Below are 24109 nucleotides of genomic sequence, written 5' to 3' on the forward strand. Positions count from 1 at the left end.
TCCGCGGGCCGGAGCGTCTACAGGGCATGAAGCGACCGTTCGAGCAGGCCGTCACCGAGCACGGGGCCGTCGTGCTGCGCGTCTGCCGCGCCGTGCTCGGCCCGATCGAGGCCGACGACGCGTGGTCCGAGACCTTCCTCTCGGCCCTGCGCGCGTGGCCCGACCTCCCCGACGACGCGAACGTCCGGGCGTGGCTCGTCACCATCGCGCACCGCAAGGCCGTCGACGTCGCCCGAGCGGGCGCCCGTCACGCGGTCCCGGTCGCGGCGGTGCCCGACACCACGGCCCCACGCGTCGACCAGCCGGAGGAGGCCATGCCCGACGGGGACCTCTGGACGGCGGTCGCCGCACTCCCCGAGAAGCAGCGCCTCTGCGTGGCCTACCACCACGTCGCGGGCCTGCCCCACCCCGAGGTCGCCCGCATCGTCGGTGGCACGCCCGCGGCAGCGCGCCGCGCGGCAGCCGACGGCATCGCGCGGCTCCGGTCCACCTACGCCACCGACGGAAGGGTGAGCACCCATGTCTGACAACCCGATCCAGCTCCTCACGGAGGCCGCCTCCGGGGAGGCCGAGCGCCTCACCGTCCTCCACGCAGCCCTCGTCGACCGCGCCTCTGCGGAGTCCGCCGTCGACGTGACCTACCGCCTCGTCGACTCGCCCGTCGGATCGCTCCTGCTCGCCGCGACAGAGCTCGGGGTCGTACGCGTGGCCTTCGAGATCGAGGACCACGACCGGGTCCTCGAGTCGCTCGGGTCGTCGGTCGGCTCGCGGATCCTCCGCGGCGGCGACCGACTCGATCCGCTGGCGCGCGAGCTCGACGACTACTTCACGGGACGACGGCAGGGCTTCGACGTCCCGCTCGACCTGCGGCTGGCACGCGGCTTCCGGCTCACCGTGCTCCGGCACCTGAGCGAGATCCCGTACGGCTCGACCGAGAGCTACGGCGAGGTCGCCGTGGCGTCCGGCAGCCCACGGGCCGTGCGGGCCGTGGGGTCGGCGTGCGCGACGAACCCGTTGCCCATCGTGGTTCCGTGTCACCGCGTCCTCCGGTCGGACGGGTCCCTCGGCGGCTACCTGGGCGGTCTCCAGACGAAGGAGCGCCTCCTCGCCCTCGAGCACGCCGCCTGACCTGCGTCTGCCGTGACCGGGCGCTCACTCGAGTGGGACGGGGCGCTCACTCGAGTGGGTTGGGGGCGGGTTCGGCGATCGGCCTCGGAGTCGGCGTCCGCGGTGTCATGCTGAGGCCGTGACCGACCCGACGAAGCCCGCGGTCGAGGAGGCCCTGGCCCCCGCCGCGATGGTCAAGATCGTCAACCCGGTGCTGCGTGGGCTCCTGTCGTCTCCGCTGCACGGCATCGCGAGCAAGGGCCTGCTCGTGCTGCACGTGACCGGACGGCGTTCTGGCCGCGTCTACGACGTCCCCGTCGGCCGCCACGAGCTCGACGGGCAGCTGATGACCTACGGGGGCGGCGCCTGGCGCGCCAACCTGCGCGGCGGGGCCGACCTCGAGGTGACGATCGACGGGCGTCGACGCCGTGCGCACGCGGTCCTCGAGGAGGACCCCGACCGTGTGGCGGAGATCTTCGACCGGCTCCTCAAGGAGCTCGGACCCAAGCGTGCCAACCGCGTCGCCCTCAAGGTCAACGTCGACCGGCCCCCGACGCTCGACGAGGTGCGCGCGGGCACGGCGGGCCGCGCCATCGTGCTCATCACGCTCCTCGACTGAGGCTCGACCCCACCCGCCGGGACGGGGCGCTCACTCGAGTGGGACGGGGCGCTCACTCGAGGGGAACGGGTGGCACGATCGGGGCATGCGCCTCGGAGACCCGTCGTGAGCTGGCCCGTGCGAGCGACGACGGTCGTCTACGAGAACCCGTGGATCCGGGTCCGGGAGGACGCCGTGACCCGGCCCGACGGCACCGACGGCATCTACGGGGTCGTCGAGCTGCAACGCCCCGCCGTCTTCGTCGTCGCCCTCACCGAGGCCGACGAGGTCGTCCTCGTCACGGTCGACCGGCACACCGTCGGCACCTCCGTCGAGGTGCCCGCCGGCGGCACCGACGGTGAGGACCCGCTCGTGGCCGCCCGGCGGGAGCTCGCCGAGGAGACCGGGCTCGCGGCCCGAGACTGGAGGGAGATCGGCACGATGAACGCCCTCAACGGCGTGTGCCGCGCGCCCGAGGTCGTCTACCTCGCCACCGGGCTCGCGCGGGTCCCCGGCGCCCCCGCCAGCGCGGCCCGCGCCGAGGAGGGCATCCGCGACGTCCGGCGCGTCCCGGTCCGCGAGGTCATCGGTCTCGTCCGGGACGGCGCGATCACCGACGGCGAGACGATCGCCGCGCTCATGCTCGCGCTCGTCGCCCTCGGGCGGGTCTCCTGAACCCTCCCGCGAGCCCGCGACGCCCCGACGACCGGGCCACCCGGCATACGCCATCGCGGTGGATCGAGACCCGAGTGCAACGGTTCGCCGTGCCCCTGTGTCTAGGGGGTGTACGACACTGACAGCCAGACGATCGGCACCACCCATGACGACCGGGACCGGCGGGAGCACATGAGACGGAGGGACGAGGCGGCGTTCCGCAGCTTCGTGGAGGAGCGGCAGACGATGCTGCGCCGACGCGCCTACCTGCTCTGCGGCAACTGGGCCGACGGCGACGAGCTCGTCCAGGAGGCCCTGGCGCGGGTCTACGTCGCCTGGCCTCGCATCGCCACGGGGGCCGAGACCGCCTACACGAGACGCACGATGATGAACCTCTACCTCAACGACCAGCGCAAACGGCGGCGCGAGGTCCTCACCGACGAGGCGCCCGAGCCGGAGACGACCGACCACGACCGCGAGCTCGCGATGACCCTCACCGACCTGCTGCGCGACCTCCCCGAGAAGCAGCGTGCCGTCCTCGTCCTCCGCTTCTGGGAGGACCTCACGGTGCCCCAGATCGCCGAGTGCACGGGCGTGGCCGAGGGCACCATCAAGAGCCAGATCTCGCGCGGGCTCGCCGCCCTGCGCGACCGGCTCGCCGAACCACCACTGACCGGGGCGGGAGCGTTTCCATGAGCGACGACACCACGAGCGGACCCCGCGCTGCGCCGGAGGAAGGCGAGCTGCAGCTGCGAAAGGCGCTGTCCACGATGAACGACCTCGAACCACCCCGCGACGACCTCTTCGCCCAGCGCGCCCTGATGCGCGGACGGGCGCGCACCTCACGCCGGCGCTCGACGCTCCTCGGCGCCGCTGCCGCACTCGTCGTCGTCGGTGCCGTCGGCGGCTCGTGGATGGCACTCAGCCAGGGCGGCGGGTCGGCGAGCACCGCGAGCGCGGGCTCGGCGCCCGAGGTCATGAAGGACGCGACCGGGAGCGCCGGTGCCGACAACGGCGCTCGCGGACCCGGGACCCTCAGCGGCAGCCTGCCTCCGACGGCCGTCGACCTCGTGCCGTCGGCGCCGCCCGCCCGCGACACCACGCGCTGGTTCGGCACCCTCTCGACGCGGCAGACGAACGCCTTCACCGCCGTCGAACCCACCGTGGCCGCGCGCTGGCCCGACGTCTTCTCGGGGGCGTATGCCGCCGACGCCGCCGGTGCCCGCGTGGCCGTCGTCGTCACCCGGCACGACGCGGAGCTCGAGGCCTTCGTAACCGCCGCGATGCCGTCACCGACCGATGTGGAGTTCGTCGTCATGAAGCACACCCTGGCCGAGAAGGAGAAGGTCGCCAAGGAGATCGTCGACCAGCGAATGCTCTGGCGTTCCAAGGGGATCGAGATCATCGCCGTCACCCAGGACGCCCGCACCGACCGGGTGCTCGTGATGGCCGACGAGGGCTCCTCGGCCGGCCTCATCGCGCAGCAGTATGGCGACATCGTCCGGGTCGTCCCGGCGACCCAGACGCCCCCGGGCAAGTCCCCCGACGGGAGCACGCTGCCGCCCCTGCAGCAGTAGCAGGCGCGGCGTCGGCCGCCGCGGTTAGGCTGCTCGACATGGAGCAGCCGACCCCTCCGCAGGCCCCGATCAGCCCGCTCGACGCGCTGCGACGCATCTGCTTCCTCCTCGAGCGCGGCCGCGAGAGCAGCTACCGCGTCGACGCGTTCCGCAAGACCATCGAGGCGATCACGCTCATCAGCGACGATGAGCTGAAGGAGCGCGTCGAGGCCGGAACCCTCAAGCAGATCAAGGGAATCGGCGACTCGAGCGCCGCGATCATCGGCCAGGCGGTGCGCGGCGTCCTGCCGGCCTACCTCGTCTCCGCCGAGGAGAAGCACGGCGCACCGCTGACGACCGGGGGCGCCGAGCTCTACACCGCGCTCCGCGGAGACCTCCACGCGCACTCCAACTGGAGTGATGGCGGCAGCCCGATCGAGGAGATGGTGCTCGCCGCCGTCGAGCTCGGGCAGGAGTGGATGGCGCTGACCGACCACTCGCCGCGCCTCACCGTCGCCAACGGCCTGAGCCGGGCCCGCCTCACCGACCAGCTGAAGCGTGTCGACGCCATCAACGCGAGCCTCGGCGACGCGTTCACGCTCCTTCGGGGCATCGAGGTCGACATCCACCTCGACGGCACGCTCGACCAGGACGACGACATGCTCGACCAGCTCGACGTCGTCACCGCCTCGATCCACTCCAAGCTGCGGCAGCCCTCGTTCGAGATGACGCCCCGCATGGTGGCCGCCGTGCGCAACCCGCACACCAACGTCCTCGCCCACTGCACCGGCCAGCTCGTGACGGGCAACCGCGGCAAGCGCCCGCCGTCGCAGTTCGACGCCGAGAAGGTCTTCCGCGCCTGCCTCGAGCACGACGTGGCCGTCGAGATCAACTCGCGTCCCGAGCGGTGCGACCCGCCCGACGAGCTCATCGAGCTGGCCCGCGACCTCGGCTGCCTCTTCACCATCGATTCCGACGCGCACGCCCCGGGGCAGCTCGACATGAAGTCGCTCGGCTGCGAGCGCGCCGAGCGCCTCGGCATCCCGGCCGAGCGCATCGTCACGACGTGGCCCGTCGACGAGGTCCGGGCGTGGGCCAAGGGCTGATCGGAGAGACTGTCCCGGAGGCGATCCGGCCGCCCCCGGACGGGGGTTCGGAGCCGATTTGGACGGTGCCAGAATCTCCCATATAGTTTCGACGTCCCAACGGATAGGTCGGGCAGGTCCCCATCGTCTAGCGGCCTAGGACTCCGCCCTTTCACGGCGGCAGCACGGGTTCGAATCCCGTTGGGGATACGCAGTACAGTTCGACACGCACCACCCAGTAAGGCCCCGTAGCGCAGTTGGTTAGCGCGCCGCCCTGTCACGGCGGAGGTCGCCGGTTCGAGCCCGGTCGGGGTCGCAAGACACCAGAAGCGCCGCTCTCATCAGAGAGCGGCGCTTCTCGCATGTCCGGCGCCTCGTACGCTGGGGTCCGTGCGGATCGCGGTGCTCGACGACTACCAGGGCGTCGCCCTGTCCAGCGCCGACTGGTCTCCGGTCACGGACCACCCCAGCTCTCCGTGCACCGTCGACGTCTTCCGCGACCACGTCAGCGAGGTCGGCGCCCTCGTCGAGCGACTGGCCGGCTACGACGCCGTCGTCGTCATGCGCGAGCGCACCCCGCTCCCGGCCGCCGTGCTCGCCTCGCTCCCCCGCCTGCGGCTCGTGGTGACGACCGGCCGTCGCAACCCGAGCATCGACGTCGCCGCGGCCACCGCCGCCGGCATCACCGTCTGCGGCACCGAGAGCCTCGCCACCGCCCCTGCCGAGCTGACGTGGGCCCTCGTCCTCGGGCTGGCACGACAGCTCGTCCCCGAGGCCACCGCCGTGCGCGAGGGCGGCTGGCAGACGACGGTCGGCCGCGACCTCGCGGGGCACACGCTCGGTCTGCTCGGGCTCGGCCGCATCGGCACGCAGGTCGCCTCCGTGGGCCGCGCCTTCGGGATGGACGTCGTCGCCTGGAGCCGGAGCCTCACGGCTGAGCGCGCCGAGCAGGCGGGAGTCCGGGCGGCCTCCCTCGACGCCGTGCTCTCCGGGTCCGACGTGGTCTCGATCCACCTCGTCCTCGCCGAGGGCACCCGCGGCCTCGTCGGCGAGCGCGAGCTGGCGCTCCTGCGCCCGGGCGCACTGCTCGTCAACACCTCCCGTGGCCCGATCGTCGACGAGCGAGCCCTGCTCGCGGCCCTCCGGCGCGGTCACCTCGGGGGCGTCGGCCTCGACGTCTTCGACGAGGAGCCTCTCCCCGTCGGCCACCCGCTGCGCACCGCACCGCGCACGCTCCTGACGCCCCACCTCGGCTACGTGACGCGTGACGTCTACGCGACGTTCTGGGCCGGCGTCGTCGAGGACGTGACGGCATACCTCGACGGCTCCCCGATTCGCACGCTCTGACCGCTCGTCGGGCGCGAGGTCGCGCGGCGGCTGCGCCCCGGCGACCCGAGCCGCGCGATCGCGCGCACGACCTGCCCGACGGCGTATGCCGTCCGGCCGGCCCGACCGCGCCCGTGACCTCAGCGGTGGCCGGCGCGCAGCACGAGCTCGAGCTCGAAGCGGACCTCGGGGTCGTCGAGCGCCTCGCCGAAGAGCTCCTTGAGCTGCGCCACGCGGTAGCCGACGGTCTGCTGGTGGACGAACAGCTCGGCCGCGATCGGGGCACGCTGGCCCTGGTGGCGCAGCCAGGACAGGAGCGTCTCGGTGAGGCGCTCGCGCACGGCCGGTCGCAGGCCGTCCAAGGGCGCGAGGCGGGTGCGGGCGAGATCGTCCGTGGCGAGCGGCTCGGCGAGGACGACGAGCTCGGCGAGGTGGTCCTCGACCCACACGGGGGCGCCGTCGGCGTCCGGCCGGTCCGGTCCGGGCGCGACGCCGTGGGCCCCCGCCGCCGTCGCGAGGTGCAGCGACTCACCCGCCTGCTGCCACGGGCGCGCCGGCCCGACGATGGCGCGCCGGCCCCGAAGCGCGCGCTCGAGGTCGCGACGACGCGCCTTGCGGCTGAGGAACGGGAAGACGATGAGGACGTCCGTGCCTCGCTCGGTGACGAGGCCGTCGGGACCGAGCGCACCGCGCAGCCCGTCGACGTGCGGGAAGGGCACGAGGGCGACGACGACGACCTCCGGGAGGGTCCAGCCGACGGCCGCCGCGAGACGTGCCACGCCCCCGTCGCTCGAGTCGCCGCGCAGGATCATCTCGAGCAGCTCGCCGCGCAGCCGCAGCTGCTCACCGGCGCGCTCGGACTGCTCCTGGGCGTAGCCCTGCGCGCTGGCCGCGGACAGCTCGTCGATGTAGGCGAAGAGGGACTCGCCGAGCGAGAGGAGCACGTCGGGCGGCAGCTGCGACACGTCGACGGTGCGCGAGATCGCGCGGAAGGTGACCCGCGCGCCGTAGCGGTAGGCCGCGAGGAGGGACTCGAGGCTCCGCCCGGAGCGCACCTCCCCGCGGCCGAGGTTCTCGTAGACCCACTTGCCGTCCTCGGACAGCGCCTGCAGGCGGGTGCCCGGCAGGTCGAGGAAGCGGTTGAGGGCGACCGTGACACCGCGCCGGACGCCCTGCCCGAAACGGCCCTCCATCGGCATCGCGTAGACCGGGACGTCGCGCGGGATGCCCTCGATGATCGCCTCGACGATGTCGGTCACGACGGGACGTAGCACGGTCGTCACTTCGGCGGGGAGAGACAACCACGGCGGGTCGGACGTGGCGTACGCCACTTCGGTCTCCTGCCTTTTGTCGTCACGCAACAGTTTCCTACCCCAAAGAGTACGCGCCACCCCAAGATCCGGAAGCCTCTCGTCGAGGACCATAGGAGGATGACCCAGATCAGAGCTCTCCGGCGTGTGGCGTCGCTCCTGACGACCCCGCTCGCGCCCGAGGACATCATCAATCTGGTCAACCCGCTGGCCTCGGCCCGGCAGCTGCGCGGGGTCGTCACGAAGGTGGTCCGCGAGACCCCCGACTCGACGACGATCCACTTCCGTCCCGGCCGCGGCTGGAACCCCCACGCCGCCGGCCAGTGGGCCCGCATCGGCGTCGAGATCGACGGCGTGCGCCAGTGGCGCAGCTACTCCCTGTCGGCCGCCGTCGGCCACGACCCCGCCATCACCGTCACCGCGATCGGCTTCGTCTCGACGGCCCTGGCCCGCAGCACCAAGGTCGGCGACATCCTCTTCCTCGACACCCCGCAGGGCGACTTCGTGCTCCCCGAGCACCCGCGCCCGCTCCTCATGCTGACGGCCGGCAGCGGTCTGACGCCCGTCATGTCGATGATCCGCACGCTCGTGCCCCGCCGACCCGACGCCGACGTCGTCCTCGTCCACTCGGCGCGCACCCGCGACGACGCGCTCTTCCACGACGAGCTGCTCGAGCTCGCCGACCAGTTCCCCGGCCTCACGGTCCGCCACTGGTTCACGCGCGAGGAGGGCGGGCGCCGCCTCGACCTGTCGGACGTCACCGACCTCGAGACGCTCTGTCCCGACTGGCGCGAGCGGGCGGCATACGCCTGCGGACCCACGGACTTCCTCGACGCGGCCACCGAGCTGTGGGAGCGCGACGGCGACGACGCGACGCACGCGGGCCTCACGATCGAGCGCTTCGCGCCCGTCCTGCTCGAGGGCTCCGGCGGCGAGGGCGGGCTGCTGACGTTCGAGAAGTCCGACAAGGAAGTGGAGGCGGCCGGCGACGTCCCCCTCCTCGACGCCGGCGAGGACTGCGGCGTCGTCATGCCGAGCGGATGCCGCATGGGCATCTGCCGCAGCTGCCTCGTCCCGCTCGTCGCGGGCAAGGTCCGCGACCTGCGCACCGGCGAGGTCCACGGTGACGAGGGCGAGCTCATCCAGACCTGTGTCAACGCGGCCGCCGGACCCGTCCACCTGGACATCTGAGAAGGGAACCACCATGACAGCCACCACGAACCGACCGACGACGACGCCCCTCGAGGCCGCCGCCACCGGCGTCGCCGAGGGCACCGCCCCGACGACCCGGAACCGGAAGCCGGTCCTCGCGGCGTCCGGCGGACCCGCCAAGCGGCCGAGCGCCGCCGCGCACCTCAGCGACGCCGACGTCGAGCAGCTCGGCAAGGAGCTCGACGCCCTGCGCGACCGCGTCATCGCGACGCGTGGTGCTGCCGACGCCGCCTACATCCGCCGCGTCATCCGCGTCCAGCGCACCCTCGAGGTCGCCGGCCGCGCCACGCTGCTCTTCTCGAAGAAGCGCACGGCGTTCGTCGCCGGCACCGCGATGCTCAGCGTCGCGAAGATCCTCGAGAACATGGAGATCGGCCACAACGTCCTGCACGGCCAGTGGGACTGGATGCGCGACCCCGACATCCACTCCACGACGTGGGAGTGGGACTTCGTCACCCCGGCGGCCGCCTGGAAGCACACGCACAACGACCTGCACCACACGTGGACCAACGTGCTGGGCAAGGACAAGGACGTCGGCTACTCGATCCTGCGCATGGACGAGGACCAGCCGTGGCACCCCGGCAACCTGGGCAACCCGCTCTACAACATGATCCTCGCGCCGTTCTTCGAGTGGGGCATCGCCATCTACGACCTCGAGCTCGAAGCGGTCAAGGACGGCGAGAAGTCCAAGGACGACCTCAAGAAGGACCTCAAGGCCATGGGCCGCAAGGTCGTTCGCCAGTTCACGAAGGACTACGCCGCGACCCCGCTCGCCGCCGTCCCCTTCGGCTCGGGCAAGCAGGCGCTCATCGGCACCTTCACGGCCAACGCCATCCGCAACGTCTGGGCACACTCGGTCATCTTCTGCGGCCACTTCCCCGACGGCGTCGACACGTTCACCGAGGAGGAGATCGAGGGCGAGACCCGCGGCGACTGGTACATCCGCCAGATGCTCGGCTCGGCCAACATCTCGGGCAGCAAGCTCATGCACCTCATGACCGGCAACCTCAGCCACCAGATCGAGCACCACTGCTTCCCCGACCTGCCGAGCAACCGCTACCACGAGGTCGCGGTCGAGGTGCGTGAGATCTGCGAGCGCTACGGCCTGCCGTACACGACCGGCCCGCTGCCCAAGCAGGTCTACCAGGCGTGGGCCAAGGTCTTCCGCCTCGCCCTGCCGAACCGGCCGCGACCGCTGCCGAAGAACGCCGCCCGCGCCGTCAACGCCCCGGTCCCGCCGCGGCGTCCCGCCCTGCCGATGGTGGCCCGTGTCGGCTGAGGCTGCCGTGTCGTCGGCACGACCGGTGCCGACGGCCGCCTTCTTCGACCTCGACCGCACCCTGATCAGAGGTTCTGCCAACTACCCGCTCGCGATCGCCGCCTTCCGCGGCGGTCACGTGCCGTGGAAGGACCTCGTCAAGGACACCCTCAACGCGATCTCCTTCCACCGCAAGGGATCCACCGACGAGGGCTCGGAGGCCCTGCGCGAGCGCATCCTCCGGGCGGTGGCCGGCATCCCGCAGTCCGACATCATCCACCTGACCGACGCGATCACGCCGGGCATCGTGCGCAAGGCGATCCCGGCCTCGATGGGCCTGCTCGCCGAGGCGCGCGCCACCGGCCACGACCGCATCGTCGTGTCAGCCTCCCCCATCGAGCTCGTCAGCCGCATCGCGGCCGCGCTAGGGCTCGAGGGCGCCGTCGCCACGCGCAGCGAGCTCGACGAGGAGGGCCGCTACACCGGGCACCTCACCGGCGAGTTCTGTTACGGCGCAGGCAAGGTCATCGAGATCGAGAAGCTGGCTGCCGAGCGCGGCTACGACCTCGCGCGGTGCGTCGCCTACAGCGACTCGGTCAGCGACCTGCCGATGATGGAGCGCGTCGGCGAGGCCGTCGCGGTCAACCCCGATCGTGAGCTGCGAGAGCTCGCGCGCGAGCGTGGCTGGCGCATCGTCGAGGTCGGCCGCAAGCGCCACTGATCGTGTATGCCGTCGCCTCCCGAGCGGTGACCGCGTGAAGGTCCGCGCTTAAGTGGGGTGATCACCACACCGGACGGCGGATCATCCGGCAGGTCTCGCGCCGATCGTCCGCCGCCGTCGGGCGCCGCCGTCGGGCGCCGGAGTCACCAGGAGGTGTGGAGCGGGCGCCCCTCGGCGAAGCCGGCCGTGCTCTGGAGCCCGACGACGGCCCGCTCGTGGAACTCCTCGAGCGTGCGCGCACCGGCATACGTGCAGCTGCTGCGCAGCCCGGCGACGATCTCGTCGATGACGTCCTCGACGGAGGGGCGCGCGGGGTCGATGTACATCCGCGCCGTGCTGATGCCCTCCTCGAAGAGGGACTTGCGGGCGCGGTCGTAGTCCGTGTCGGTCGCGGTGCGGTTGCGCACGGCCCGGCTGCTCGCCATGCCGAACGACTCCTTGTACTGGCGCCCGTCGTTGTCGGTGTAGAGGTCCCCGGGCGACTCGAGCGTGCCTGCGAACCACGAACCGATCATGACGTTGGACGCGCCTGCCGCGAGCGCGAGGGCGACGTCGCGCGGGTGCCGCACTCCACCGTCAGCCCAGACGTGCTTGCCGAGCTCCCTTGCGGCCGCGGCGCATTCGAGCACGGCCGAGAACTGTGGCCGACCGACCGCGGTCATCATCCGGGTCGTGCACATAGCCCCCGGGCCCACCCCGACCTTGACGACGTCGGCACCCGCCTCGATCAGCTCACGTGTGCCGGCAGCAGACACGACGTTGCCGGCGACGACCGGCACCTGCGGGTCGAGCGCGCGCACCGCACGCAACGCGTCGATCATCTTGTCCTGGTGCCCGTGGGCGGTGTCGATGACGAGGACGTCGGCGCCGGTGTCGAGCACCTCGGCCGCCTTGGCCGCGACGTCACCGTTGATGCCGACCGCGGCGGCCACGCGCAGGCGCTGCCTGTCGTCGACGGCCGGCTGGTAGAGACCGGCTCGGATCGCACCACCCCGGGTCAGGATGCCGACGAGCTCGCCGTGCTCGGAGACGACGGGGGCGACCTTGCGCCGCGCAGCCGAGAGCCGCTCGAAGGCCTCCTGCGGGTCGATGGAGTCGGGCAGCACGACCATGTCCTCGTGCATGACGTCGTGCACCTGCGTGTAGCGGTCGACGCCGGTCAGGTCCTTCTCGGTGACGATGCCCACGGGCTTCGGACCGTCGACGACGACTGCGGCACCGTGGGCCCGCTTGCCGATGAGGACGAGTGCCTCGCCGGCGGTCATGTGCCGCTCGAGGGTGATCGCCGTGTCGTGGACGAGGTGGCGCTGCTTGACCCAGCCGACGACGTCGCGGACCACCTCGACGGGGATGTCCTGCGGGATGACGGCGATGCCGCCACGTCGGGCGACGGTCTCGGCCATGCGCCGACCGGCGATGGCGGTCATGTTGGCGACGACGAGCGGGATCGTCGTGCCCGAGCCGTCGACCGACGACAGGTCGACGTCGAGGCGGCTCGTGACCGACGAGCGGCTGGGCACCATGAAGACGTCGTCGTAGGTGAGGTCGAGCTGGGGCTGGAGACCGTTGAGGAACTGCACGGGAACCCATGGTAGGCGGTTCCGGGGGCGAGCAGCGGTCGGCACCCGGCCCTGACGGGGCCCCGGGGTCAGGGTCCTCCCCCACCTGACCCTGAAGTGGACCCCCAACCAGGCCCCAACCCCTGTTCGCGCGGCTGTCGGCGGCCCTAGCGTTGATGGCGCCGCGACTGCGCGGCAGACTCCGGTAGGGGGCAAATGCCATGAATGACAACAGGATCGGCGATGTCGGGCGGCTTGCGCGAATCCCGTCCTCCCGGGTGACGAAGTGGCTCGTCGTGGGCTTCTGGATCGTCGTGGTCGGCTTCCTCGCCGGCCCGTCGTCGAAGCTGCAGTCGGTCCTCAACAACGAGGCCGCGTCCTGGCTTCCCGCGGACGCCCAGTCGACCCAGGTCGTCGACCAGATCTCGGCATTCCAGAGCACCAACGAGTTCCCCGCCGTCATCGTCTACGAGCGGCCGAGCGGCGTCACGCCGGCCGACCTCGCTGCCGTGACCGCGCAGGTCGTGCGCTTCAACGCCCTCGAGCCGGTCAAGCGCGACTCGGTCGGCCCGATCCCGTCCGCCGACGGCCAGGCGCTCCAGGTCATCGTCCCGGTCGACGCCGGGGAAGCCGGCTGGGACTCCCTCAGCACCACGGCGACGCAGATGCGCGACATCGCCGCCAACGGGCCCGCCGGTCTCTCGATGCACGTCACCGGGCCGGTCGGCTACGGCGCGGACTCGTCGGAGGCGTTCTCCGGCATCGACGGCAAGCTGCTCTACAGCGCGATGGCCGTCGTGATCCTCATCCTGCTCATCACCTACCGAAGCCCGATCCTCTGGCTCCTTCCCGTCGTCTCGGCGGGCACCGCCCTGTTCGTCGCGCAGGGCGTCATCTACTTCCTCGCCGATGGCGACACCCTCACGGTCAACGCACAGAGCTCCGGCATCCTCACGGTCATCGTCTTCGGCGCCGGTACCGACTACGCGCTGCTCCTCGTGGCGCGCTACCGCGAGGAGCTGCGCCGTCACGCCGACCGGCACGAGGCCATGGCGGTTGCCCTGCACCGCGCCGGCCCGGCGATCCTCGCCTCGGGTGCCACGGTCGTCGCCGGCATGCTCTGCCTCCTCTTCGCGTCGATGAGCTCGACGAAGGGACTGGGCCCCGTCGCCGCGATCGGCATCGCCGTCGCCCTGCTCGTCATGCTGACGCTGCTGCCAGCCCTGCTCGTCGTCCTGGGCCGGTGGGTCTTCTGGCCCGTCCGCCCGACCCTGGGCTCCGTCGACGGCACCCGCGACGGGGTCTGGGCCCGCGTCGGCGCCCGGATCGCCCGGGCACCGCGACGCACCTGGGTGGTGACGTCGCTCCTGCTCGCGATCGCGTCGCTCGGGGTGCTCCAGCTCAACGCGGTCGGGCTGCAGAACAAGGACTCCTACTACACGACGCCGCCGTCGGTGATCGGCGAGCAGATCGTCGCGAAGCACTTCCCCGCCGGCGGGGGGTCCCCGGTCCTCGTCCTCGCGAACGAGGCCGCGGCCGCCCAGGTGCGGTCGTCGCTCGAGGCGGTCGACGGCGTCGACACGGTCACCGACCCGGTGACTCGGGACGGCCGCTCGCTCATCCAGGCCACCCTCACCTCGGCCCCGGACTCCGACGCGGCGACCGCGGCGCTCGACCGGATCAGGACGGCCATCGCGGCCGTGCCGGGTGCGAACGCCATCGCGGGAGGTGACACGGCGACCCGCGTCGACACGCTCCGGGCCAGCTCCGACGACAACGAGCGGATCATCCCCGTCATCCTCGGCGTCGTCCTGCTCATCCTCGTGCTCCTGCTACGCGCCCTCACCGCACCACTCGTCCTCATCGGGACGGTCCTGCTCTCCTTCGGAGCGGCAATCGGCCTGTCCGCGTTGGTCTTCCGGCACGTGCTGGGGTTCGCCGGCGCCGACTCCTCGTTCCCGCTCTTCGTCTTCGTCTTCCTCGTCGCCCTCGGCATCGACTACAACATCTTCCTCATGACCCGAGTCCACGAGGAGGCGAAGAAGGTCGGGACGTGGCGCGGGTCGCTCGTGGGGCTCGCTGCGACGGGCGGGGTCATCACGTCGGCGGGGCTCGTGCTGGCCGGCACCTTCGCGGTGCTCGCGACGATGCCGATCGTCGCGTTCGCCGAGATCGGCTTCGCCGTGGCACTCGGCGTCCTGCTCGACACGTTGATCGTCCGCTCGGTCCTCATCACCGCCCTCAACCTCGACATCGGGGCACGGATGTGGTGGCCGAGCCGGCTCGCCCGCACCGATGCCGCGACCACCGCAGCAGCAGAGCGTCCCGAGCCCGCCGCCGAACCGGCTCTTCAGGGTTGAGCGGTCGTCGCCAGCTGGATGTCGGCTGGCGCGTCGGGCACGGGGCAGCGACGCGCAGGCGCAGCCGGAGGCCCGATCCGGTGTCACCCGCTCGGATCGGTCAACGGCGCACCCGGTAGCGCAGGTGCAGCACCCGGTCACCCTGGATCACCACGTCGGGATCCTCCAGCAGGTGCTGGGCGTGGACCGAGCCGAAGTAGCGCTTGCCGGACCCGAGCACGACGGGTACGACGTCCATGCGCACCTCGTCGACGAGGCCCGCGGCGAGCATCTGGCCCCCGACGTCACCAGCGGCGACCTCGACGATGCGGTCACCCGCAAGCTCCTGCGCCTGGGCCATGGCTGCCTCGACGCCGTCGACGAAGTGAAACGGCGCCTCGGGGTCCCAGCCGTCGGGCGGCGGCCGGTGCGTCACGACGACCACGTGGTCGATGCCGCTCGGAGGCTTCCCGTCCCAGCCGTCCGTCAGGTCGAATACGTGGCGGCCGACGAGTGTCACCCCGATCTGGTCCCAGTACGGCCGGATGTAGTCGTAGGACGTCTGCGACACCTGCAGCTCGCCACTCTCGTCCAACGGGACGTCACCGTCGGACAACCAGTCGAACAGCGGTCCGGGCTGGTCGTCCTCGTCCGCGACGAAGCCGTCCGCCGACACCGAGCCGTACATGACCACCGTGCCCACGGCGCTCTCCTCTGCTCTGGGGTGCCCCAAATCATCCATCGTGGGCTGTCGCTCGTGCAGGAGTCAACCGGCCCGCAGCGGCCCACGAGAGCAACCACACGGCATACGCCCGTTCTGCTGTGCGCGAGCGCGCGCGGGAGGACCATGGACGGTGGACGCGACTGCGCCCCGGACCGATTGGGGGAACGCCATGACGGATGCACCGCACGTGTGCTTCGACCGGATCCTTCCCAAGGACCTGATGCGCCCTCACCGGCGCGAGCGTGGCCCGGACGGCGCGGACCGCGCGATCTCACCCATCGGCAAGGCGTGGATGAACGGCACGACGCTCACGGTCCGCTTCCTCGAGGGCACGCCCGCGCAGCAGACCAAGGCCCGTGAGCAGGCCGCGTGGTGGCAGGCCGCCTGCAACATCTCCTTCGACTTCGGCAACCACCCGAACGCCGATCTTCGCGTCTCCTTCGACCCGACCGACGGCGCGTGGTCCTACGTCGGCACCGACAACAAGGGCATCCCGAGCAACGAGGCGACGATGAACCTCGGCTTCCTCGACGGTGGCACCGCGGGGCACGAGTTCGGCCACGCCATCGGGCTCGCCCACGAGCACTCGAACCCGGAGGGTGGCATCCAGTGGAACGAGCCGGTCGTCATCGCGGCCCTCGCGGGCCCCCCGAACCGCTGGGACGAGGCGAAGGTGCGCCACAACGTCTTCATGAAGTACGCCGTCGACCAGATCAAGGGGACGCAGTTCGACCCCGACTCGATCATGCTCTACGCGTTCCCGGCGACGTGGACCCTCAACGGCGTCGCGACGCACGCCAACGACGACCTGTCGTCGCTCGACAAGGCGTTCGTCGCGGGAGCAGCCATGTACCCCAAGGGTGCTCCCGTCGTCACCGACGCTGCGACCCTGACGGTCGACGGCCCGAAGGTCGAGGGCTCGATCGGCGCCGCGGGCGAGGAAGACCTCTACGCCTTCGACGTCGCGAGCGACGGGCTCTACGAGGTGACGACCCGCGGCTCTACCGACGTCTACCTCTCGCTCTTCGGACCGAACAGCGACACCGACCTCGTCGGCGAGGACGACGACAGCGGCTACGGCGTCAACGCGCGCGTGCGCGCCGGGCTGACCCCGGGCCGCTACGTCGCCCAGGTGCGCCACTACCGGCCGAGCGGGACCGGCGCCTACTCGATCCGGGTCCGCCGGCGCTGAGCCGGTTCGCGCCACGGAGCCCGACGGCCCCTTCGGGCCACGCCACGCCCTCCACCGAGGACGTATGCCGTCTGCACGCCACCCGACGGCATACGTCCTCGCGCTCTGCCTCCGGCGTAAGGCGTTGACGATCGCTCGTAATGGAGTAATCCTGATTACATGATTACGAATGAAGCACTGGAGCGGGTGCGCGGCTGGTTCGTCGGCCGCCTGCCCGAGGAGTGGCGCAGCACGCCGCCCGAGATCACTGTCGACCGCGAGGAGATCACCGTCGTCCTCACCGTCACCGACGTCGACCTGCCCGACGGGTCGAGCGACGCCGAGCGTGACGAGGCCCGCGCCGGGCGCGCCAAGGCGTTCCGCGAGGACACCCGCGGTCGTCGCATCGAGATCGCCCGCGAGGCCGAGCACCGCTTCGAGCGCAAGGTGTCGTGGGCCGTCCGCGTCGGCGACCGCACGGAGCTGTTCACCCACGTCGCCGCGCCGGCGATGACCCGGCTGCGTCAGCCGGAGCGACTCGTCCTCGACACGCTCGTCGATGCCGGCGTCGCCAGGTCCCGCGCCGAGGCGCTGGCCTGGTGCGTCAAGCTCGTCGGGCAGCACGAGAGCGACTGGCTCGGCGAGCTGCGCGAGGCGATGTCGCACGTCGCCGACGTGCGCACGAAGGGTCCGGGGGCCTGATCAGCCCTGCTGATCAGCCCTGCTGATCAGGCCTGCTGATCAGGCCTGCTGGTCGGTGCCGCGCTTGACGGCGGAGATCTCGAACTCGAGCGAGATCTTCTCGGAGACGAGGACGCCGCCGGCGTCGAGCGGCATGTTCCACTCGAGGCCGAAGTCGCGACGGTTGATCCGGCGCGAGCCCTCGAAGCCGGCCCGCAGGGCACCCATGGCGTCGGTCTGCACGCCGATGAGCTCGATCGGGATCGTGACGGGCTTGGTGACGTCGCGGATCGTCAGGTTGCCGGAGACCATGTAGGCGTTCTCCTCGACCTCCTCGATCTGCGTGCTCTCGAAGCGGATGTCGGGCCACTTCTCGACGTCGAAGAAGTCGGCGCTGCGCAGGTGGTCGTCACGCTGCTGGTTGCGGGTGTCGACGCTCGAGGCCTTGAGGACGACCTCGGCGTAGGACTTGGCCATGTCGTCGAGGTCGGCGTAGAGGCGGCCGGTCACGTCGTTGAAGGAGCCGCGCACCGTCGTCACCATGGCGTGCCGGGCCGAGAAGCCGATACGGGTGTGGGCCGGGTCGAAGTCCCAGTCCCCGCTCAACGCGGATCCGTGGTCGGTCATGGTCTCTCCCCTGCAGGTCGATGGATGAGTCGCGGCATCCTCTCACGACCCAGGGTGCTTGAATCTTTCACTATCGCCTCGTTCGTTGGCAAGTGCGGAGCACGGAGTCCCGGCCCTGAGCCCCCGCCGGCCGTCCTTCCCATACCCCCCGACGATCCCGCACACGCACGCGATGCGCCAGCCGCGGGCGGTTTGCCTGATGCCCCGAGGGGTCGGCTATAGTTCCACTCGTTGTCGCGGCCAGGTAGCTCAGTTGGTACGAGCGTCCGACTGAAAATCGGAAGGTCGGCGGTTCGACCCCGCCCCTGGCCACCACCCCCGAAACCGCAGGTCACCATCGTGTGACCTGCGGTTTCGTCGTTCCCGGGATGGGCGGAGGCTGGTACCAGACTTCTGGGCACCAGCCGACGATGAGGAGCGCACGCGATGAGGCTCAACGAGGAGACGGCTCGGTCACGCCTGCGCGAGCAGGTCCACGGCGTGCTGTGCACGCTGCACCCCGACCGCGGCCCCGACCCGGTCCCGGTCGTGTATGCCGTGAGCGACGACGGGCACGTCGGCATCCCGATCGACACGGTCAAGCCCAAGACGTTCTCCCGGCTTCAGCGCGAGGCCAACCTGGCGGCCGACCCGCGGGGTTCCCTGCTCATCGAGCGCTGGGAGGACGACGACTGGTCGAGGCTCTGGTGGGTGCGCGCCGAGCTCCGGCACGTCAGCGACCCGCCGTCCTCGCTGACCGACGACCTCGCCGACCGGCTGGCCAGCACCGTGCCGCATTACGCCGACAAGCCCTTCCACCGGCTGCTCGTGTGTCGCATCGTCCGGGTCGCCGGCTGGGCCGCCGGCGAGGCGTGACCACTGCGACCGGCACCCGGACCCGTGTCCGGACCGCGGTTTCGTCGCTCCCGGCTCACAGGGGAGGGATGATCCTTCGCTGTCGCAGCGACTCGAAGAGGTCGAGGAAAGAGTCCGCCGAGTCCTGGTAGTCGAGGAAGCCCAGCTTGCGACTCTTGCCCATGTCGGCGAACGTCTCGACCGTGCGCCCCAGATCAGCATCTGTGTGCCACCACGACGCCAGCTCCGCCACCGGGTGCGGGGCAAGACCATGGCGCGCGACCAGGTCGGCCCACACCTCGTCGGCGTGGGTCATGCGCCCCTCGAGGGGCTGCGGCTGACCGGGGTACTCGGCGGGTTCGACACCGAGGCCCTCCGCGACCCGGCTCCACATCTGGCGCCACCGGAAGACCTCACCGTTGACGGTGTTGAACGCCTGGTCACGCCCGGCGGGGTCGGTCGCCGACCATGCGACGTGCCTGCCCAGTAGGCGAGCGTCGGTGATGTCGGTGACGCCTGCCCACTGCTGTGGACTCCCGGGGAACACGAAGGGCTGCCCCGTCTGGCGACAGATGCTGCCGTAGACGGCAAGCGTGACCCCCATGTTCATCGCGTTGCCGAGCGCGTAGCCGATCATCGTGTGCGGTCGGTGCACCGACCACGTGAAGCCCTGCTGAGCCGCTGCCTCGAAGAGCGCGTCCTCCTGGACGTAGTAGAAGTTCTCGAACGGCAGTCGCCCTTGGCTCTCGCGGAAGGGCGTTTCGGCCGGAGCCTTGGCGTAGGCCTCGAAGGGACCGAGGTAGTGCTTGAGGCCGGTCACGAGGACGGCGTGCTCGAGCGTGGTGGTGCGACCGAGGACCTCGAGAGTGTTGCGCAGCATCGCACCGTTGACTCGGCAGTTCTCGGCCTCCGTCGCCTGCCGTTGCCAGGTGGTGAACACCAGGTGCGAGATCGACCTGCCCGCGACCGCACGCTCGACGGACTCGGGGTCGAGGACGTCAGCGAGGACGTGGTCGACGCCGGGAACGGGCTCGCGCACGGAGCGGGACAGGCCCACCACGTCGAAACCCTTGTCCAGCAGGGCGTGCGCGCAGTTCTGTCCACCGATGCCGGTGATTCCTACGACGAGGGCAGTGGGTGCCATGCGCGCTCCTTCGGGCGATGCTGACGGTGCGGCTGGTGACGTCCGAGCGTCCATGTCCGCGACAGGCCGATGGTGCCGCGATCTGGACAGGGCGTCAAGTGATGATTAACGTTACCTCGAAACAGCTCGCCTGCGTCTGCCCTCGACCGTTCCACCCCGACCACATCCCGGCTCCCGAGGAGGACCCCCATGGCTGGACGCATCCTCACCCGGACCAACGCCGCGCCCACCCTCTCGCGCCACGTCAGGCCCGGCACGTGCCGCCGCGGCGAGCCGGTCCCGAGTCGTGACGCGACGGTGCCCGAGTGAGCGCCCGGCGGATCGGGCAGGACGGGTCGCCTCGCGCTACTGTCGGGGAAAACCGACGCCAGCACAGAGGTGAGCCGAGAGTGGTCGAGCAGGTCGAGAACCTCGGTGGCCGCCTCCGCAAGGTGCGGCTCGCCACCGGGATGTCCCTTCGCGAGGTGTCCCGACAGCTGGGGGTCTCGCCCTCCTTCGTGTCCCAGCTCGAGAACGGCAAGTCGCAGCCGTCGGTGGCCACCCTCTACTCCTTGGCCCAGCTGCTGGGCGTGTCGATCGACGAGCTCTTCGCCGTGGACGGCGGCGCTGCGATCCCACCCTCGGGCACGGGTGACGACGCCGACGGCACCGAGACCCTGGCCGCCGCCTCGCGTCCGGCGAACGCGGAGGGCCTCCCGAGCAGGTCGGAGATCAGCTCCCCTGTCGACGCCGTTCCCCGCACCGGTCGTGCCGAGCGCGTCTCCGTCACCAGGTCCGGCGGCCGATCCCGCCTCGAGATGGACACCGGCGTCGTGTGGGAACGCTTGGCCGACAACACCGGCGGGGACCTCGACTTCATCGAGATCGTGTATCCCCCGCACAGCAACTCGACCAACGACGGCCGGATGCTGCAGCACGCCGGCGCCGAGTTCGGATACCTCCTCGAGGGCGAGCTCGAGATCACGGTGGGCTTCGACGTCTTCACCCTGCATGCGGGGGAGGCCCTCGGCTTCGACTCCTCCCAGCCCCACCTCTTCCGCAACCTGCATTCACAGCCGGCCCGCGGGATCTGGTTCGTGGTCCACCCCACGTCCTGACCGCCGTACTGCTTGACAGGTCGTCGCCGAGCGTTCACTCTGACTGAACTCCCGTCGTTCCACCTGTTCAGCGGTTTGCACCGCTCCGAGCCATCTGCCGAGGACGTCATATGCGCGCGCTGCAGTTCACCGGGCCCGACCAGTTCCACCTCAACGAGGTCCCCGTCCCCGAGCCGGGCCCGGACGAGGTGCTCGTCGCCAGTCGGAGCATCGGGATCTGCCACTCCGACATCGAGCTGCTCGCCGGCCGCTACATCATCCCCTTCGCCTACCCGGTGATCCCCGGCCACGAGTGGTCCGGCGAAGTCGTCCGCGTGGGCCGGGATGTCAAGGGTCTCGGCGTCGGCGACCGGGTCGTCGGCGAGTGCGTCATCGGTGACGACCACTTCGGCTTCAGCATCAGCGGTGCCGCCGCCGAGTTCTTCCTGGCCAAGGAGGCCTGGCTCCACCGCCTGCCCGACAACCTGTCGTGGACCCAGGGCGCCCTGGTCGAGCCGTTCAGCTGCGGCTACTACGCGACGGTCCGCGCCGACAACCTCGACGCGAGCGACACGGTTCTCGTGCTCGGGACCGGACCGATCGGGCTCGGCGTCGTGGCTGCCTCGGTGGGCCGAGGTGCGAAGGTCGTCGTGGCCGAGCCCTCAGCGGACCGGGGGGAGCTCGCGATGCGCCTCGGTGCCGACGAGGTGCTCGACCCCACTGCCGAGGGCTTCGTCGGCGCGGTGCAGGAGGCCACCGACGGCGACGGGGCCTCCGTCGTCTTCGAGGCGAGCGGCAAGCCGGCGGCGATGGCGACGGCCCTCGAGGTCGCTGCGTTCCGCGCCCGGATCGTCTACATCGGGATCGACGTGGGCGGCTCCGCCCCTGCGAAGCTCGGGCTGTTCCAGTCCAAGGAGCTTCAGGCCCGCGGCATCATCGGCTCCCCCGGCGTCTGGCCGCAGACCCTGCGCTTCCTGTCCCGCAGCGGGGTGGACCTCAGCCCACTCGTCACCTCCAGCCACGAGCTGGCGGAATCCGAGAAGGCGATCACCGCCGTTCTGGAGGACCGGTCCCAGGTCAAGGTCCACATCACCTCGTCCGCCCGGCTCTGACGGGTAGGGGACCGATGATGCGCGCAGGAGTGCTCCACGGTCGCTTGGACCTTCGGGTCGAGGACCGACCAGAGCCACGACCCCGCGAGGGTGAGGTCCTCATCCAGGTCGCTCTCAACGGCCTGTGCGGTACCGACGCCACCGAGTACGCGAAGGGACCGATGATGGTCCCGCTCACGGACCGACACACCGGCAGCGGCCACGTGGGGCCCACCGTGCTCGGCCACGAGTTCATCGGGACCGTCGTCGCCGCCGGCCCGGACGCAGGGGACGGGGGCGGCAGACGCTGGACCGGCCGACGGGTGGCCTGCGGCGCGGGAGTCTCGTGCGGCTCCTGTCGGTGGTGCGCGGCCGGTCGCACCAACCTGTGCGAGCGCTACTACACGCTCGGACTGTCGACCCACGGTGGACTCGCCGAGCTCGTCGTCGCTCCCGTCAGCACCCTGGTCACCATCCCGGACGGGTGCGACGATACCGAAGCGGCGCTCGCACAACCCTTCGCGGTCGGCCTGCACGCCATCGACCGCGCCGGGATCGCTGACGGGGACGACGTCGTCGTGCTCGGCGCCGGCGCGATCGGCTCCTTCGTCCTGGCCGGGCTGCGTGGCCACCGGGGCACGGTCACCGTGGTGGACGTCGACCCCGACCGCCTCGACGTGGCGCGACGACTCGGTGCGACGAGCACCGTCGCGGTGAGCCGCGAGACGACGCTCGAGGAGCTACGGGACCTCGTTCCCCGACAGCCCCACGTCGTCATCGAGAGCTCGGGCGCGCCCGGCGCCGCGGCCCGCGCGCTGTCGCTCTGCGCGCGAGGAGGGCGGACGCTGCTGGTGGGCCTCGTCAAGGCCCCGCAGGAGCTCGGCCTCGCGGACATCGTGCTGCGTGAGGTCGACATCGCGACCACCGTCGCCCACATCTGCGCCACGGACATCCCCCGTGCCCTCGCGCTGCTCGAGAGCAGTCCGCTGGCGGGCGTCATCGGCACCACGACGGTGCCCCTCGACCATGTCGTCGCTCGTGGTCTCGACCCGATCGTGGCCGGCTCCGCGGGCGGCAAGATCCTGGTGGACCCTCGCCGTGGCTGACGTCGCGATCCTGGGCACCGGCCGCATGGGGTCGGCGATGGCGCGACGCGTGGCCGCCGCAGGGCACCGGGTGCGGGTGTGGAACCGCACGCTGTCATCCGCCCAGGCCCTGGTGGACTCGCAGACACACGGCGAGCTCGTCCTGGCCACGACCCCCTCGGCGGCCGTGACGGACGCGGACGTCGTGCTGACGATGCTCGCGGACGGCGACGTGACCACGTCGCTGCTGCTCTCGGAGGCCGTGCTGAGCGCCCTGCCCACCCACTGCCTCGTCATCGACCTGGGGACGAGCGGAGTGGCGGCGGCAACGCGTCTGGGTCGCCGGCTCACCGAGGCAGGACATCGCTTCGTCGACGCTCCCGTGTCGGGGAGCGTGCCCGCCGTCACCGCCGGCACCTTGCTGGTCATGGCGTCCGGGCGGCCCGACGACGTCATCGCCGCCCGGGGGATCCTCGAGTCCTTCGCGGCCGAGGTGCTCCGGGTGGGTGACGTCGGCGCAGGCCAGGCGATGAAGCTCGCGGTCAACCTCGTGGTCCACGACCTCAACGCGGCCCTCGCGGAGGCCCTCGTCCTCGCGGAGCGGTCCGGAGTCACTCGGACCGAGGCCTACGACGTGCTCGAACGCAGTGTCGTCGGGGCTCCCTTCGTCCACTACAAGCGCCCGGCTTTCCTCGACCCGCAGACGCCGATCGCGATGAGCCTGGAGCTCGTCGCCAAGGACCTGCGCCTGATCACCGAGCAGGGCAGGACGACCGGCGCGGCGCTGCCGGTGACAGAGGAGACGCTGCAGCGCGTGCAGGGCGCCGTCGACGCCGGGTGGGGCTCGCGAGACATGGCCGACCTGAGTCGTATCCAGTCCGCAGGGGACCCACGCGAGTAGGCGTTTCGCCCGCTTCGGGGTGTCCGTCCCGAGGCGCGCATCACGGTCTT

The 24109-nt window shown here is 71.3% G+C and carries 24 protein-coding genes and 3 tRNA genes; 22 read left to right on the forward strand and 5 right to left on the reverse strand.

Going from position 1 to position 24109, the window contains the following annotated elements; all coding sequences use genetic code 11:
* The first annotated feature begins 26 nt into the window (after window positions 1-26).
* From ASH01_RS04360 to ASH01_RS04405, 10 genes are all read left to right on the forward strand, one after another.
* Window positions 27-527 (forward strand): RNA polymerase sigma factor, encoded by a 501-nt coding sequence (locus ASH01_RS04360; protein WP_056771755.1) that lies wholly within the window; start codon window positions 27-29, stop codon window positions 525-527.
* Window positions 520-1128 carry a methylated-DNA--[protein]-cysteine S-methyltransferase gene (locus ASH01_RS04365; RefSeq protein WP_056771756.1) on the forward strand — a complete coding sequence of 203 codons (609 nt, stop codon included), beginning with the start codon at window positions 520-522 and terminating at the stop codon, window positions 1126-1128. Before ASH01_RS04360 ends, ASH01_RS04365 begins: the two co-directional genes overlap by 8 nt.
* Before the next feature lie 118 nt (window positions 1129-1246).
* Complete coding sequence (locus ASH01_RS04370; RefSeq protein WP_056771758.1) at window positions 1247-1726, forward strand: nitroreductase/quinone reductase family protein; 480 nt, start codon at window positions 1247-1249, stop codon at window positions 1724-1726.
* Between the two features lie 105 nt (window positions 1727-1831).
* Window positions 1832-2380 carry an NUDIX domain-containing protein gene (locus ASH01_RS04375; RefSeq protein WP_056771761.1) on the forward strand — a complete coding sequence of 183 codons (549 nt, stop codon included), beginning with the start codon at window positions 1832-1834 and terminating at the stop codon, window positions 2378-2380.
* Between the two features lie 171 nt (window positions 2381-2551).
* Entirely contained in the window at window positions 2552-3055 is a 504-nt protein-coding gene (locus ASH01_RS04380; protein ID WP_235508504.1) for a SigE family RNA polymerase sigma factor, read from the forward strand.
* Entirely contained in the window at window positions 3052-3936 is an 885-nt protein-coding gene (locus ASH01_RS04385) for a hypothetical protein (RefSeq protein ID WP_056771765.1), read from the forward strand. The genes ASH01_RS04380 and ASH01_RS04385 overlap by 4 nt, the downstream gene beginning before the upstream one ends.
* A 38-nt stretch (window positions 3937-3974) precedes the next feature.
* A complete protein-coding gene (locus tag ASH01_RS04390) occupies window positions 3975-5021 on the forward strand; it encodes a PHP domain-containing protein (RefSeq protein ID WP_056771768.1) in 1047 nt (348 codons plus the stop codon).
* Between the two features lie 116 nt (window positions 5022-5137).
* A tRNA-Glu gene (locus ASH01_RS04395) sits at window positions 5138-5210 on the forward strand.
* Window positions 5211-5242: 32 nt separating this feature from the next.
* A tRNA-Asp gene (locus ASH01_RS04400) sits at window positions 5243-5316 on the forward strand.
* A 74-nt stretch (window positions 5317-5390) separates the two neighbouring features.
* Entirely contained in the window at window positions 5391-6347 is a 957-nt protein-coding gene (locus ASH01_RS04405) for a D-2-hydroxyacid dehydrogenase family protein (protein ID WP_056771770.1), read from the forward strand.
* A gap of 119 nt (window positions 6348-6466) precedes the next feature.
* On the opposite strand, the gene ASH01_RS04410 is transcribed toward ASH01_RS04405, so the two are convergent.
* On the reverse strand, window positions 6467-7585 hold the full coding sequence (locus ASH01_RS04410; protein WP_327191900.1) for a PucR family transcriptional regulator: 1119 nt from the start codon (window positions 7583-7585) through the stop codon (window positions 6467-6469).
* A gap of 171 nt (window positions 7586-7756) precedes the next feature.
* Between ASH01_RS04410 and ASH01_RS04415 the strand changes: the two genes are divergently transcribed.
* The 3 genes from ASH01_RS04415 to ASH01_RS04425 are packed head-to-tail and all read left to right on the forward strand — an operon-like array spanning window position 7757 to window position 10827.
* Entirely contained in the window at window positions 7757-8827 is a 1071-nt protein-coding gene (locus ASH01_RS04415) for a ferredoxin reductase (RefSeq protein ID WP_056771774.1), read from the forward strand.
* Window positions 8828-8840: 13 nt separating this feature from the next.
* The gene (locus ASH01_RS04420; protein ID WP_056771777.1) at window positions 8841-10127 is read left to right on the forward strand and encodes a fatty acid desaturase family protein; all 1287 of its coding nucleotides are present in this window, start codon (window positions 8841-8843) and stop codon (window positions 10125-10127) included.
* On the forward strand, window positions 10117-10827 hold the full coding sequence (locus ASH01_RS04425) for an HAD family hydrolase (protein ID WP_235508505.1): 711 nt from the start codon (window positions 10117-10119) through the stop codon (window positions 10825-10827). The genes ASH01_RS04420 and ASH01_RS04425 overlap by 11 nt, the downstream gene beginning before the upstream one ends.
* Window positions 10828-10970: 143 nt before the next feature.
* Here ASH01_RS04425 and ASH01_RS04430 read toward each other — a convergent pair whose 3' ends face one another.
* Window positions 10971-12407, reverse strand: coding sequence for a GuaB1 family IMP dehydrogenase-related protein (locus ASH01_RS04430; RefSeq protein ID WP_056771780.1), 1437 nt, complete (start codon window positions 12405-12407; stop codon window positions 10971-10973).
* 200 nt (window positions 12408-12607) lie between these two features.
* Here ASH01_RS04430 and ASH01_RS04435 point away from each other — a divergent pair, with 200 nt between their 5' ends.
* The gene (locus ASH01_RS04435; protein WP_056771783.1) at window positions 12608-14746 is read left to right on the forward strand and encodes an MMPL family transporter; all 2139 of its coding nucleotides are present in this window, start codon (window positions 12608-12610) and stop codon (window positions 14744-14746) included.
* A gap of 100 nt (window positions 14747-14846) precedes the next feature.
* On the opposite strand, the gene ASH01_RS04440 is transcribed toward ASH01_RS04435, so the two are convergent.
* Window positions 14847-15428, reverse strand: coding sequence for a dihydrofolate reductase family protein (locus tag ASH01_RS04440; protein WP_056771788.1), 582 nt, complete (start codon window positions 15426-15428; stop codon window positions 14847-14849).
* A gap of 190 nt (window positions 15429-15618) precedes the next feature.
* On the opposite strand from ASH01_RS04440, the gene ASH01_RS04445 reads away from it, so the two are divergent.
* Both ASH01_RS04445 and ASH01_RS04450 read left to right on the forward strand, forming a co-directional pair.
* On the forward strand, window positions 15619-16641 hold the full coding sequence (locus ASH01_RS04445) for a M12 family metallopeptidase (RefSeq protein ID WP_056771791.1): 1023 nt from the start codon (window positions 15619-15621) through the stop codon (window positions 16639-16641).
* A 159-nt stretch (window positions 16642-16800) separates the two neighbouring features.
* Window positions 16801-17322, forward strand: a complete 522-nt coding sequence (locus ASH01_RS04450; protein ID WP_043647959.1) for a hypothetical protein — start codon at window positions 16801-16803, stop codon at window positions 17320-17322.
* A gap of 39 nt (window positions 17323-17361) precedes the next feature.
* Here ASH01_RS04450 and ASH01_RS04455 read toward each other — a convergent pair whose 3' ends face one another.
* Complete coding sequence (locus ASH01_RS04455; RefSeq protein WP_056771795.1) at window positions 17362-17928, reverse strand: YceI family protein; 567 nt, start codon at window positions 17926-17928, stop codon at window positions 17362-17364.
* Between the two features lie 238 nt (window positions 17929-18166).
* Between ASH01_RS04455 and ASH01_RS04460 the strand changes: the two genes are divergently transcribed.
* Together ASH01_RS04460 and ASH01_RS04465 are read left to right on the forward strand one after the other, a co-directional pair.
* Window positions 18167-18243: transfer RNA gene (locus tag ASH01_RS04460), tRNA-Phe, on the forward strand.
* A 111-nt stretch (window positions 18244-18354) separates the two neighbouring features.
* Entirely contained in the window at window positions 18355-18783 is a 429-nt protein-coding gene (locus ASH01_RS04465; protein ID WP_056771798.1) for a pyridoxamine 5'-phosphate oxidase family protein, read from the forward strand.
* 55 nt (window positions 18784-18838) lie between these two features.
* On the opposite strand, the gene ASH01_RS04470 is transcribed toward ASH01_RS04465, so the two are convergent.
* A complete protein-coding gene (locus tag ASH01_RS04470; protein ID WP_056771802.1) occupies window positions 18839-19906 on the reverse strand; it encodes an SDR family oxidoreductase in 1068 nt (355 codons plus the stop codon).
* A 389-nt stretch (window positions 19907-20295) separates the two neighbouring features.
* Here ASH01_RS04470 and ASH01_RS04475 point away from each other — a divergent pair, with 389 nt between their 5' ends.
* The 4 genes from ASH01_RS04475 to ASH01_RS04490 all read left to right on the forward strand — a co-directional run bounded on the left by ASH01_RS04475 (window position 20296) and on the right by ASH01_RS04490 (window position 24059).
* Window positions 20296-21003: a helix-turn-helix domain-containing protein gene (locus ASH01_RS04475; RefSeq protein ID WP_056771805.1), complete on the forward strand. Its 708-nt coding sequence runs from the start codon at window positions 20296-20298 to the stop codon at window positions 21001-21003.
* Between the two features lie 110 nt (window positions 21004-21113).
* Window positions 21114-22094 carry a zinc-dependent alcohol dehydrogenase gene (locus ASH01_RS04480; protein ID WP_056771808.1) on the forward strand — a complete coding sequence of 327 codons (981 nt, stop codon included), beginning with the start codon at window positions 21114-21116 and terminating at the stop codon, window positions 22092-22094.
* A gap of 14 nt (window positions 22095-22108) precedes the next feature.
* On the forward strand, window positions 22109-23179 hold the full coding sequence (locus ASH01_RS04485; RefSeq protein ID WP_235509522.1) for a zinc-dependent alcohol dehydrogenase: 1071 nt from the start codon (window positions 22109-22111) through the stop codon (window positions 23177-23179).
* Complete coding sequence (locus tag ASH01_RS04490) at window positions 23172-24059, forward strand: NAD(P)-dependent oxidoreductase (protein WP_056771811.1); 888 nt, start codon at window positions 23172-23174, stop codon at window positions 24057-24059. The genes ASH01_RS04485 and ASH01_RS04490 overlap by 8 nt, the downstream gene beginning before the upstream one ends.
* The last annotated feature ends 50 nt before the right edge of the window (window positions 24060-24109 follow it).

The organism is Terrabacter sp. Soil811, assembly GCF_001429655.1.
In the GTDB taxonomy this organism is placed as follows: Bacteria; Actinomycetota; Actinomycetes; order Actinomycetales; family Dermatophilaceae; genus Terrabacter.